The 12551-nt window shown below is 61.6% G+C and carries 12 protein-coding genes; 7 read left to right on the top strand and 5 right to left on the bottom strand.

The window, feature by feature from the left end; genetic code table 11:
- Positions 1–26 precede the first annotated feature (26 nt).
- The 3 genes from pth to C816_RS12570 form a co-directional block, all read right to left on the bottom strand.
- Positions 27–617, bottom strand: a complete 591-nt coding sequence (gene pth, locus C816_RS12580) for an aminoacyl-tRNA hydrolase (RefSeq protein WP_016322774.1) — start codon at positions 615–617, stop codon at positions 27–29.
- Positions 618–968: 351 nt separating this feature from the next.
- On the bottom strand, positions 969–1928 hold the full coding sequence (locus C816_RS12575) for a ribose-phosphate pyrophosphokinase (RefSeq protein ID WP_016322773.1): 960 nt from the start codon (positions 1926–1928) through the stop codon (positions 969–971).
- Positions 1929–1986: 58 nt separating this feature from the next.
- The gene (locus tag C816_RS12570) at positions 1987–3114 is read right to left on the bottom strand and encodes a DapH/DapD/GlmU-related protein (RefSeq protein WP_016322772.1); all 1128 of its coding nucleotides are present in this window, start codon (positions 3112–3114) and stop codon (positions 1987–1989) included.
- Between the two features lie 358 nt (positions 3115–3472).
- Here C816_RS12570 and C816_RS12565 point away from each other — a divergent pair, with 358 nt between their 5' ends.
- From C816_RS12565 to gpmI, 4 genes are all read left to right on the top strand, one after another.
- Entirely contained in the window at positions 3473–3979 is a 507-nt protein-coding gene (locus tag C816_RS12565) for a tRNA (cytidine(34)-2'-O)-methyltransferase (RefSeq protein WP_016322771.1), read from the top strand.
- A 49-nt stretch (positions 3980–4028) separates the two neighbouring features.
- Complete coding sequence (pgk, locus tag C816_RS12560; protein ID WP_016322770.1) at positions 4029–5309, top strand: phosphoglycerate kinase; 1281 nt, start codon at positions 4029–4031, stop codon at positions 5307–5309.
- A 252-nt stretch (positions 5310–5561) separates the two neighbouring features.
- A complete protein-coding gene (tpiA, locus tag C816_RS12555; RefSeq protein ID WP_016322769.1) occupies positions 5562–6335 on the top strand; it encodes a triose-phosphate isomerase in 774 nt (257 codons plus the stop codon).
- Positions 6336–6565: 230 nt separating this feature from the next.
- Complete coding sequence (gene gpmI / locus C816_RS12550; RefSeq protein WP_016322768.1) at positions 6566–8083, top strand: 2,3-bisphosphoglycerate-independent phosphoglycerate mutase; 1518 nt, start codon at positions 6566–6568, stop codon at positions 8081–8083.
- Positions 8084–8287: 204 nt separating this feature from the next.
- Here gpmI and C816_RS12545 read toward each other — a convergent pair whose 3' ends face one another.
- Positions 8288–9229 (bottom strand): SPFH domain-containing protein, encoded by a 942-nt coding sequence (locus tag C816_RS12545; protein ID WP_016322767.1) that lies wholly within the window; start codon positions 9227–9229, stop codon positions 8288–8290.
- Entirely contained in the window at positions 9226–9672 is a 447-nt protein-coding gene (locus tag C816_RS12540) for an NfeD family protein (RefSeq protein ID WP_016322766.1), read from the bottom strand. Before C816_RS12540 ends, C816_RS12545 begins: the two co-directional genes overlap by 4 nt.
- A 217-nt stretch (positions 9673–9889) precedes the next feature.
- Between C816_RS12540 and C816_RS12535 the strand changes: the two genes are divergently transcribed.
- The 3 genes from C816_RS12535 to groES all read left to right on the top strand — a co-directional run bounded on the left by C816_RS12535 (position 9890) and on the right by groES (position 12444).
- Entirely contained in the window at positions 9890–10999 is a 1110-nt protein-coding gene (locus C816_RS12535; RefSeq protein ID WP_016322765.1) for a THUMP domain-containing class I SAM-dependent RNA methyltransferase, read from the top strand.
- Positions 11000–11048: 49 nt separating this feature from the next.
- Positions 11049–11978: a diacylglycerol/lipid kinase family protein gene (locus tag C816_RS12530; RefSeq protein ID WP_016322764.1), complete on the top strand. Its 930-nt coding sequence runs from the start codon at positions 11049–11051 to the stop codon at positions 11976–11978.
- Between the two features lie 181 nt (positions 11979–12159).
- Positions 12160–12444, top strand: coding sequence for a co-chaperone GroES (gene groES, locus C816_RS12525; protein WP_016322763.1), 285 nt, complete (start codon positions 12160–12162; stop codon positions 12442–12444).
- The last annotated feature ends 107 nt before the right edge of the window (positions 12445–12551 follow it).

Genomic DNA, 12551 nt, shown 5'->3' with positions numbered 1-12551 from the left:
AATCCCCCGTCTCTGGCAGGGACCAGCTAATTAAAATCATTCATGGCTTTCTGACACCCGTGCTCAATCACACACTCCGCCGCCAGAATGGCCCGCTCAAAGCTCTCGACGAGCACCTTCCTCTCCGCCTGGGACGGCACCCCGATCACCCAGTCCACCATCTCCTCCCCGCCTCCGGCTGGCGCCCCTGTGCCGATCTTGATCCGGGGAAAGTCCTGGGTCCCCAGATGGGCGATGATGTTCTTGATCCCGTTGTGCCCTCCGGCGGAACCGCTGGACCGCACCCGCAGCTTCCCCACGGGCAGCGACACATCGTCGTAGATCACAAGCACCCGTTCCGCCGGGATCTTGTAGAACTGCGCCGCCTCCCGCACGGCCTCGCCGGAGAGATTCATATAGGTTTGGGGCTTCATCACCAGGCACTTGCACCCGGCAAAGCCCACAATATTATAGGCGGATTTGAACTTCACCTTGTTCAGCTTCACGCCCTTCTGTTCCGCCAGGAGATCCACGGTGAGAAAGCCCATGTTGTGCCGGGTGTTCTGGTACTTCTGGCCGGGATTCCCCAGGCCCGCCACCAGCCAGTCCACGGCGGAGGACTTGTTTCCAAACAGCATAAACCGCTCCTTTTGAACGCCCGCAAAGGCGGGAAAGTCACCCTTCCCGCCTTGCGCAGACATTCTCTTTGTTAATGATATGTTTCAAGCGCCTGTTTAGGCCCAGTTTGATAAATGGCGGAACGGCCGGAGGCGAGAGGTTTTTTCGCCGGGCATGGCAGAAATTCGTGGAAATACGCTGTGTATCTCAAGAATTTTTTAACGCGGCACAGCGGAAAAGATCCGTCGCTTGGGCGTTTTCACGTCCTTCAAACACGGCCCAATATCTCCGGGAATCCGGCCTGCGGTGAATTCTGCCGCCGGGCGGCATCTCATCCGGAGATGCAGGACAGGCTCCTAAAGGCTTCCGGATTACCGGAACAGCTTGGAGATGGAGACCTCCTGGTAGATGCGCTCAATGGCCTCGGAGAACATAGGCGCCACCGTCAGGTACTTGATCTTCCCGCTGAGGGCGGGATCAATGGCGGGGATGGTGTCCAGCAGGGTCAGCTCCTGAATCACGCTGCTGTTGATCCGGTCGATTGCCGGACCGGACAGCACGCCGTGAGAGGCGCAGGCGTGGACGCTCTTGGCGCCGCCCACCTCCACCAGCGCCTGGGCGGCGTTGCACAAAGAGCCGGCGGTGTCCACCATATCGTCAAACAGGATGCAGTCCTTGCCCTGCACGTCGCCAATGACGTTCATGACCTCGCACTGGTTGGCCTTCTGGCGGCGCTTATCCACGATGGCCAGATTCATATGCAGGTTCTGGGCAAAGGCCCGGGCCCGGGACACGGAACCAACGTCCGGGGAGACCACCATCATGTTCTCACACTCGGAGCCGAATTTCTTGGCGTAGTAGTCCACAAAGATGGGCTTGCCGGCCAGATTGTCCACGGGGATGTCAAAGAAGCCCTGGATCTGAGCGGCGTGGAGGTCCATGGTCAGCACACGGTCGGCTCCGGCGGCGGTAATCATGTTGGCCACAAGCTTTGCGGTGATGGGGTCCCGAGCCTTGGCCTTGCGGTCCTGCCGGGCGTAGCCGAAATAGGGGACCACCGCCGTGATGCGCCCGGCGGAGGCCCGCTTCAGCGCGTCGATGAGTATCAGAAGCTCCATCAGGTTGTTGTTCACCGGCGCGCAGGTGGACTGGACCACAAACGCGTCGCTGCCGCGGACCGTCTCGTACATGGAGGCGAAGATCTCGCCGTCGGAGAAGGTTCCCACCTCGGTCTCACCCAGTTTGGTACCCATCAGTTTGCAGATCTCGGTGGCCAGCTTCGGATTGGAGTTGCCGGAGAATACCTTGATGTCCTTGCCGTGAGAAATCATTTCCAAGCCCTCTTTTCTATGAAATAATTTTCTTCCAAAAAATTGCTCTTAAACTTCTTTACCGGTCCTTCCCGTGGAGCTTCCGGCGGCGGGCCGCCCAGCCCTCTACGTTTTTCTGCCGGCTTCTGGCCACGCCCAGCGCGTCCGGCGGGACCTCCTCCGTGATGGTGCTGCCCGCCGCAGTGTAGGAGCCCTCTCCCACCGTCACCGGGGCCACCAGATTGGTGTTGCACCCTAAAAACGCGCCGTCGCCGATGGTGCAGCGGTATTTCTTGAACCCGTCGTAATTCGTGGTGACGGTGCCGCAGCCAAAATTCACCTTTTTGCCCACGTCGCTGTCCCCCACATAGGTCAGGTGGGAGATCTTTGTCCCGTCGCCGACGGTGGAGTTCTTGACCTCCACAAAGTCGCCCACCTTGATGTCGTCCCCGATGGTACAGCCCGGGCGGATATAGGCGAAGGGGCCCACATGGGTCCGGCTGCCGATGACGCTCTCGTTGACCTGGGAGGCGTTGATCTCCGTCTCATCCCCCACGGCGCACTCCCGCACCACGGCGTTGGGGCCGATGACGCAGTCCCGGCCGACGGCGGTCTCCCCCCGCAGAATGCTGCCTGGCAGCACCACGGTCCCCCGGCCGATGGACACCCGGGGGTCGATATACACGGCGGAGGGGTCCATCACCCGCACGCCGTTTTGAATGTGGCGCTTCACAATCCGGTCCCGGAGGACCATCTCCAGCTCCGCCACGGTCTCCAGGCTGAACACCGGCACCCAGCCGCAGAGCAGCTCCGCCGCGTCCACCTTATTGGTCAGGCCGTTCTTCCACGCCTCCTGCAGCTCATAGCCCGGGGCAGCGTAGGCAAAGCCGGGGCCGGCCTCCTCCATGGGCAGCGCCGGGCGCAGCAGCACGGACACCGCATCCGGCGTGTTCAAAAAGGCCGCCAGATCCTCCTGCCGCTCGGAGACGGTCACGTCCGCCTCCTCCGCAAAGCAGGCCCGGGCCTCTTCCGCGAAGCGGGGTCCGCAGACAACAAAAAACCGCTGCACGCCGTCATCCCGCAATCGATTGCCCATCCAGGTCAGGATCGGACAAAACAGCACGGTTTCCAGCATCAGCGGTTTGGAATACGCCGGGACGAGGGCATCCTCCTCCATAATCAGAACGGCGCGCTTGGGCTGATCCATTCCAGCTTTCCTCCTTGTCGCAAATCTCAAAGACACGGGCCGCCGCCGGCCCTCTTCATGACAGATTGTTACTTAATATTATAGCAAACTCCCTGGAAAAATCCAGTCTTTGCGGCGAATTTATTGAATAAATTTCCCCAAATTTTTTATCGTTTTTCACCTTTTTTTGTCGGAGCCTACGGAATTGCGCGCAATCAGCCGAAAAATAGGGGCTGATTTTCAGCACAATGCAAAATTTTTGACCGGTTTGTCACGGTTTGTTCTGAGAAAATCGTTTTTTTTGCACGAAATGGTTGAATTTCACTTTGTAAAGAGTTACAATGGCTTCGTCTTTACGTGGAGAGGAGTGTCCCGGTCTATGCTCAATATCGTACTGGTGGAGCCGGAGATTCCTCAAAACTGCGGCAACATCGCCCGAACCTGCGCCGCCACCGGCAGCCGCCTGCATCTGGTCCGCCCTCTTGGGTTCGACATCTCCCAGAATGCCATCCGGCGGAACATGAAGCGCTGCGGCCTGGACTACTGGCACCTGGTGGAGGTGGCGGACTACGAGAACCTGGAGGACCTCTTCCGCCGCCATCCGGAGGCCGCCTCCGAGGCCTGGCTCACCACCACCAAGGCCCCCCGGCCCTACACCGAGGCCCGGTTCACCCCGGACAGCTGGCTCTTTTTCGGCAAGGAGACCGCGGGGCTGCCCCCGGCCTTTCGGGAGCGCTTCCGGGACCGCTGCATCCGCCTGCCCATGAGCGCCCGGGCCCGGAGCCTGAACCTCAGCAACACCGTGGCGGTGTGCGTCTACGAGGCCCTGCGCCAGACCGGCTTTCCCGGCCTGCTGGAGACCGGCGAGATGGCTGAAACCCTGTAATCCCGGCGCGGCAGCGCCGTTAATGAATTGACTCTGGAGGGATAACGTTATGAACTACAACAAAAAAACCGTGCGCGACGTGGACGTCTCCGGCAGGAAGGTACTGCTGCGCTGCGACTTCAACGTGCCCATGGCCAAGGACGGCAGCGGCGTCATCACCGACGACAAGCGCATCCGTGCCGCCCTGCCCACCATCCAGTACCTGCTGGACCAGGGCGCGGCGGTGATCGCCTGCTCCCACATGGGCAAGCCTGTGGCCACCTTTGAATCCTACAAGAAAAAGCAGCTGGAAAAGGGCAAGGACGAGGCCTCCATTACCGAGGAGAAGTGGAAAAAGTCCCTGGCCGAGCTGCGGATGGAGCCTGTGGCGGCCCGTCTCGGCGAGCTGCTGGGCAGGCCCGTCGTTCTGGCGGACGACGTGGTGGGCCCCGACGCCTGCGCCAAGGCCGCGGCCCTGAAGGGCGGCGAGGTTTTGCTGCTGCAGAACACCCGCTTTGAAAAGGGCGAGACCAAGAATGACCCCGAGCTTGCCAAAAAGCTGGCCGCCCTGGCCGGCAGCGACGGCGTGTACGTCTCCGACGCCTTCGGCGCGGTACACCGTGCCCACGCCTCCACCGCCGGCGTGGCGGCGTATCTGCCCGCCGTCTCCGGCTTCCTGATCCAGAAGGAGCTGGACTTCATCGGCGGCGCCCTGGCCAATCCCAAGCGGCCTCTCGTCGCGATTCTGGGCGGGTCCAAGGTCAGCTCCAAGATCGGCGTCATCAACAACCTCCTGGAGATCGCCGACACCATCATCATCGGCGGCGGCATGGCCTACACCTTCTCCGCCGCCCAGGGCGGCACCGTGGGCGACAGCCTGCTGGAGGAGGACTGGAAGGACTACGCCAACGACATGGTGAAAAAGGCGGCGGACAAGGGCGTGAAGCTGCTTTTGCCCGTGGACACCGTCATCGCCGACAAGTTCGCCCCCGACGCCGACAGCAAGGTGGTCAAGGCCGGCCAGATCCCCGACGGCTGGCAGGGCCTGGACATTGGGCCCGAGACAGTGGCGCTGTACTGCGCCGCCGTGGCCGGCGCGGGCACCGTGATCTGGAACGGCCCCATGGGCGTGTTTGAGTTTGAGAAGTTCGCCGCGGGCACCAAGGCCGTGGCCGAGGCCCTCTCCAAGACCTCCGCCATCACCATCATCGGCGGCGGAGACAGCGCGGCCGCCGTGCAGCAGCTGGGCTATGCCGACAAGATGACCCACATCTCCACCGGCGGCGGCGCCTCCCTTGAATTTATGGAGGGCAAGGAGCTGCCCGGCGTGGCCTGCCTGCTGGACGCCTGACGCCTCCCCGGCAGACCGGCCGAACCTCCGCCGGGCAGAGGCGCCGGTCCTGGGTCCCGCTGTTCAAAACTCATATTTCTCCCCCTGCGCGCCGTTAAAAATGCTTTTTCGGGGAAAAATACTTGACAAATCTCCGCTTTTTCGCTATAAAATATTAGTTCATTGGTTTATACCCGCGTTATTCAGCATCGCCGGTCACACCGGCAGGCAGAATCCGCATTTTCATATCAACAAAAGGAGACATGAAACGCTATGAATCGCAGATACCGTAAAACCGTCATCGCCGGCAACTGGAAGATGAACATGACCGCCACTGAGACCAAGAAATTTGCCGAGGAGATCAAAAAGATCATGCCCCGGGCCAAGTGGTGCGAGACGCTGATCTGCGTCCCCGCCTGCAACATCTCCGCCGCCGCCAAGGCCTTCAAGGACCTGCGCATCTCCGTTGGCGCTGAGAACGTCTACTTTGAGGAAAAGGGCGCCTACACCGGCGAGGTGTCCGCCGACATGCTGAAAGACCTGGGCGTGAAATACGTCATCGTGGGCCACAGCGAGCGCCGCCAGTACTTCTGCGAGACCGACCAGACGGTCAACAAAAAGGTCCACGCCGTGCTGAACGCCGGCATGAATCCCATCATCTGCGTGGGCGAGAGCCTGGAACAGCGGGAGACCGGCATCACCAACGAGTGGATCGCCCTCCAGGTGAAGAGCGCCCTGTACGGCGTGCCCGCCGACAAGCTGCGCCGCTGCATCATCGCCTATGAGCCCATCTGGGCCATCGGCACCGGCAAGACCGCCACGGCCGAGCAGGCCGGCGAGGTCTGCACCAATATCCGCGCCACCATCCGCGCCCTGTACGGCGCCCGCGTGGCCCGCAGCGTCACCATTCAGTACGGCGGCTCCATGAATCCCAAGAACGCCGAGGAGCTGCTGGCCCAGCCCGACATCGACGGCGGCCTCATCGGCGGCGCCGCTTTGAAGCCGGAGCAGTTCGTGGACATTATCAACGCCGCAAATCAGGAGTGAGTCCTTCGAGGGGGAGCAGGCTCCCCCTCGCCCCCCGCCAGTCCGCGGACTGGCGCCGCCGCCCCAGGCGGCTGGAGTCAAGGAATTTTCGGCTGGTATACGCCGTACCGAAAATGATTGAAAATTTTTCTTTTGCCTCCGGCAAAAGAACCGGGGAAACCCAGGTTTCCCCCGATCCCTTTCCCTGCGCCGACGGGCGCGGGGAGGGCACGGCGAAATGAGAGGTTTTTATGAACAAAACACCGACTACTCTGATTATTATGGACGGCTTCGGCATGAGCGGCGACCACACGGGCAACGCGGTTCATGCCGCCAAAACGCCGCGGCTGGACCAGTTTTTCCGGGAGTTCGCCCACACGGAGCTGTCCGCCTCCGGGCTGGACGTGGGCCTGCCCGACGGGCAGATGGGCAACAGCGAGGTGGGACACACCAACATCGGCGGCGGCCGCGTGGTCTTTCAGGACCTGCCCCGGATCTCCAAGTCCATCGCCGACGGAGATTTCTTCACCAATCCCGCCTACTGCCGCGCCATGGACGCGTGCCTGGAAAAGGGCTCCGCCCTCCATCTGATGGGCCTTTTGTCCGACGGCGGCGTCCACTCCCACCTCACCCATCTCTTCGCCCTTTTGAAGATGGCGAAGGACAAGGGTCTCACCCGGGTCTACATCCACGCCTTCCTGGACGGACGAGACGTGTCCCCCACCTCCGGGGCGGATTTTGTGGCCCAAACTGTGGAGGCGTGCGCCAGGACCGGCGTTGGTAAGATCGCCACCGTCATGGGCCGGTACTACGCCATGGACCGCGACAAGCGCTGGGACCGGGTGGAGCAGGCCTATGATGCCATGGTCTACGGCGAGAGCGCCGTCTCCAATCCCGATCCCGTGGCCGCCGTGAAGGCCTCCTATGCCGCCAACGTCACCGACGAGTTTGTGGAGCCCGTGGTCTGCGACAGCGACGGCACCATCTCCGACAACGACAGCGTCATCTTTTTCAACTTCCGGCCCGACCGGGCCCGGGAGATCACCCGCGCTCTGGTGGACCCGGCCTTTGACGGCTTTACCCGCCAGCTCTTCCCTGTCACCTTCGTCTGCAACACGGAGTACGACGCCACCATGCCAAACGTTCAGGTGGCCTATCCCCGCAACACCGTGAAAAACGGCCTGGGCGAGTATCTCAGCCAGATGGGCCTCACCCAGCTGCGCATCGCCGAGACGGAGAAGTACGCCCATGTCACCTTCTTCTTCAACGGCGGCAGCGAGACCGTCTTCCCCGGCGAGGACCGGGTGCTGGTCCCCTCCCCCAAGGTGGCCACCTACGATCTCCAGCCGGAGATGAGCGCCGTGGAGGTCTGCGACAAGTGCGTGGAGCGCATTGAGTCCGGGGCCTACGACGTGGTGATCCTGAACTTCGCCAACTGTGACATGGTGGGCCACACCGGCGTGTTTGACGCCGCCGTCAAGGCCGTGGAGACCGTGGACGGGTGCGTTGGCCGGGTGGTGGACGCCACGCTGAAAATGGGCGGCATCGCCATGATTACCGCCGACCACGGCAACGCCGAGCAGATGGTGGAGCCCGACGGCAGTCCCATGACCGCCCACACCACCAATCTGGTGCCCTTCATCCTCTGCGGCGCCGGGTCGGAGCTGCGGACCAACGGACGTTTGGCGGACATCGCCCCCACCATTCTGGACGTGATGGGCCTGGCCTGTCCTCCGGAGATGGATGGGAAGACGCTGATTGTGAAGTGATTTCTACTATACCCTTATACTGCTATTCCGCTATACTTTATAGTTATCAAAGGACCGGGACGCCATGGCGTCCCGGTCCCTCTTTTCCAGTTTTTCAATTTTCTGCGTACAGCTGAAAGCGGCATGCACTGGGCTCCGCCCAGACCCGCCAGGGCTCTGCCCTGGACCCGCCGCCCTTTGAAAAGGGCGGCCCCAAACTTTAACTTACTGCTTGGGGTCCTCGGTGTCAAACACCGCCTTGGCGCTGGCCGCCAGACCCGCCAGCCCCTGCAGCTCGCTGGGGATGATGATCTTGGTGGCCTTGCCGTCCGCCACCTTCTGCATGGCCTCCAGGGCCTTGAGCTTCACCACCTGATCGTTGGGGGCGGCGTCGTTCAGCAGCTTCAGAGAATCCGCCAGGGCCTGCTGCACCTGCATGATGGCCTGGGCCTCCGCCTCGGCGGCCATAATGCGGGCCTCCTTCTCGCCCTCGGCTTTCAGGATGGCGGCCTGCTTGGCGGCGTCGGCCTTCAAAATGGCGGACTGCTTCTCGCCCTCGGCCACCAGAATCTGGGACTGCTTGGTACCCTCGGCCTGGAGGATGGACTCGCGGCGTTCCCGCTCCGCCTTCATCTGCTTCTCCATGGCATTCTGAATCTCCTTGGGCGGGATGATGTTTTTCAGCTCCACCCGGTTGACCTTGATGCCCCAGGGGTCCGTGGCCTCGTCCAGAATGGCCCGCATCCGGGAGTTGATGATGTCGCGGCTGGTGAGGGACTGGTCCAGCTCCATGTCGCCGATGATGTTGCGGAGCGTGGTGGCTGTCAGGTTCTCGATGGCGTTCATGGGGTGCTCCACACCGTAGGTATAGAGCTTTGGATCGGTGATCTGGAAATAGATGACCGTGTCGATCTGCATGGTGACGTTGTCCTTGGTGATGACGGGCTGGGGGGCGAAATCCGCCACCTGCTCTTTCAGGGACACCTTTTTGGCAACGCGCTCAATAAAGGGGACTTTCAGATGCAGACCCACGTTCCACACCGCCCGGAAGGCGCCCAGGCGCTCCACCACATAGGCCCGGGACTGCTGGACGATGACGATGTTGCTGATCAGCAGGATCAGAATCAGCAACACCAGGACGACGAATGCGATGACTCCAAAGTTCATGACACTACCTCCGCTTTTTCCTCAGATTTTTTTACAAAGAGCTTTACGCCCTCCATGCGCTGAATCTCCACACGGCTCCCCGCGGGGATCGCCTCCCCGCCGGCGCTGCGGGCGGTCCAGGTCTTTCCGTCTACGTACACCGCGCCGGTGGCGGCGTCGTTGTCGATGTCCTCCGACACTTGAGCAGTCCTGCCGATGACACGGTCCAGATTGGTGGGAACATGCCGCTCTCTTCCAAACCGGACCACCAGCGGGCGGGTCACCGCCAGGGCCGCGGCGGAGACCGCCGCGAAAATCACCAGCTGAACCGTCACGCTCAGCCCGCCCATAGCGGCGAAAAACGCCCCCACGGAGCCCACCGCGAACCACACGGACACAAGCCCCGCCGTGACGCCCTCCACCACGCCGAAGAGAACAGCCGCGCACAGCCATAGCCACATCATGAAAAAATGCCTCCTTTCACCAAAAGGGATGGGTTCCTCTGCAATTGTATTATAGCATACCCAAAAGAAAATTGCGTTTCAATTCGGTAACAATTCTGAAATAAAAATAATTGGAGTTTTTCCCAAAAAAGCGTCCCACCCGAGAAAGCCGCCATTATCATTTGACATTTCCCGATGAGAATGATATTTTTATTGAAAAAAGAAGGGAGCCCTCCCGATGACATTGACTGTCCCCTGTCTCTTCGGTCTGGAGAGCCTGGTCTCCGACGAGATGAAACGATTGGACCTGAAAAATGTTCGGGCCGAAAACGGCCGCGTCCACTGTGAAGGCACTATGCTTGACATTGCCCGGCTGAATCTGAACCTCCGCTGCGGCGCCCGGGTGCTGATGGAGCTGGGCGCCTTCCCTGCGCCGGATTTCGAGGCCCTGTTTCAGGGCGTACTGGCCCTGCCCTGGGAGGACTACATCCCCCGGGACGGGGAATTCCCCGTGAAGGGATATTCCTTGACATCCACGCTTCACTCTGTTCCCGCCTGCCAGGCCATCGTGAAAAAAGCCGCCGCCAGGCGGCTGGGAAATGCCTATGGCTGCGAGACTCTGCCGGAGACCGGCAGCCGGTATCAGATCCAGTTTGCCCTCATCAAGGATACGGCCACGCTGTATCTGGACACCTCCGGCGAGGGGCTGTACAAGCGGGGATACCGGGCGAAAAACATGGGCGCGCCCCTGCGGGAGACCCTGGCGGCCGCCCTGGTGATCCTCTCCCGCTACCGGGGGCGGGACCCCTTCTGCGACCCCTTCTGCGGCAGCGGCACCATCCCCATTGAGGCGGCGCTGATCGCCAAGAACCGGGCCCCGGGGCTGGACCGGTCCTTTGCCGCCCAGCGGTGGAAGAACATGGACAGCAGCCTGTGGCTGGAGGCGGCGGAGGAGGCCGTGGACAAGGAGTTCCACGGGAGCTACGACATCTGGGGCGGGGACATTGACCCCGCCGCCGTGGAACTGGCCCGCCACAACGCGGTTTTGGCCGGTGTGGAGGACTGCGTCCGCTTTGAGGAGGCGGACGCCGGAAAATTCCGCCGGGACAGCGAGTACGGCCAGCTGGTGACCAACCCGCCCTACGGCGAGCGGCTGATGGAGAAGAAAGAAGCCGAGGCCCTGTACCGCAGCTTCGGCCAGGCCCACCGCGCTCTGCCGCCCAAGTGGCGGACGGTGGTGCTGTCCTCCCACACGGAGTTTGAGCGGTGCTTCGGCCGCCCCGCCGACAAAAAACGGAAGCTGTACAACGGGATGCTGAAATGCGACGCCTTTCTATACGGAAAGTAATTTTTCGACGGAACAATACAAAAAATATCTATAAGAAGGGGGCCCGCTCATGCGTCACGTCTTCATCATCAATCCCCGGGCCGGGAAAAAGGACCAGACCGCCCGCATTTACGAGATGGCGGACCGCCTGCGGAGCCTCCACGGGCTGGACTGCGCCTGTATGCTGACGGACCGCCCTGGCGGCGCCACGGAGATGGCCCGCCGTCTGGCGGAGAGCGGCGGGGAAGTGCGCGTCTACGCCTGCGGCGGGGACGGCACCGTCTCGGAGGCGGCCAACGGCCTGGCGGGCTTTGCCAACGCCGCCATGACCTGCATTCCCGCCGGCACCGGGAACGATTTTCTGAAAAACTTCGGACCGGACCTGGAGAAGTTCCGGGATGCGGAGAACCTGTGGAACGGGCCGTCATTCCCCCTGGATCTCATTGACTGCGGCGGGCGGTACTGCCTGACCATCGCCTGCAGCGGCATTGACGCCCAGGTGGCGGAGGGCGTCCACCTGTACAGCCGTTCCCCTTTACTCAACGGGCGCGGCAGCTATCTGGCCTCGGTGGCAGCCAACTTCCTCCTGCGCCCCATCGGGCACCGCTGGACCGTCACCCTGGACGGCGAGGCCGAGGAGGGGGACTTCGCCCTGGTGTCCGTGTGCAACGGCCGCCACTACGGCGGCGGCTCCACCCCGGTGCCGGAGGCCCGGATGGACGACGGGGTACTGAACACCATTCTGATCCACAAAATCAGCAAGCTGGCCTTTGCCCGGCTGTTCGGCGTCTATTCCGCCGGGAATTACCGCCAGCTCCCCCAGATTGCCCGTTCCATGACGGCTCGGGAAATCCGCATTCAGTCAAGGGACGAGGAGATCGTCACCTGCCTGGACGGGGAGTGCTTCCGCAGCCGAGACGTAGTTCTGCGCCTTGCGGACAAGCGGGTGAATTTTTTCGGTCCCGCGGGCTGCGACCCCAACGCCACGGCGCGCCCATAAATCTCCCTGAACTTCCCTGGAATTTTCCGGCTTTTTTGGAAATTCACAAAATCTTCATAGATACCCCCTTTACAAACAGGGATGATTGCGCTATGATAGCATCGTTAGCACTCAGGGGACAAGAGTGCTAACGATGCGATTTGTTTTTTCATTTTTTTAATATTATAAGGAGGAACCCAACATGAAACTCACCCCGCTTGCAGACCGCGTCATTTTGAAGATGGTGGAGGCCGAGGAGACCACCAAGGGCGGCATCATCCTCACCGGCTCCGCCAAGGAGAAGCCCTCCGTGGCGGAGGTCATCTACGTAGGCCCCGGTGGCACCGTGGACGGCAAGGAAGTCACCATGACCGTGAAGCCCGGCGACAAGGTCATCACCAGCCAGTATGCCGGCACCAAGGTCACTCTGGAGGAAGTCGAGTACGTGGTGGTTCGTCAGAACGATATTCTGGCGATTGTCGAATAAAGAGGGGACTGCGTCCCCCCTTTACGCTCCGCCGGGTAAACCCGGCTCCGCTATTCCCCCTCATGTAGACGTGTCCCAAGGACGCGTGGGTCGGGGTATTTTCGCCA

This window comes from Oscillibacter sp. 1-3, from assembly GCF_000403435.2.
Taxonomy (GTDB): Bacteria; Bacillota; Clostridia; order Oscillospirales; family Oscillospiraceae; genus Oscillibacter.
The sequence above is the reverse complement of the archived record's forward strand: the minus strand, read 5'-3'. Positions and strand labels throughout refer to the sequence as shown.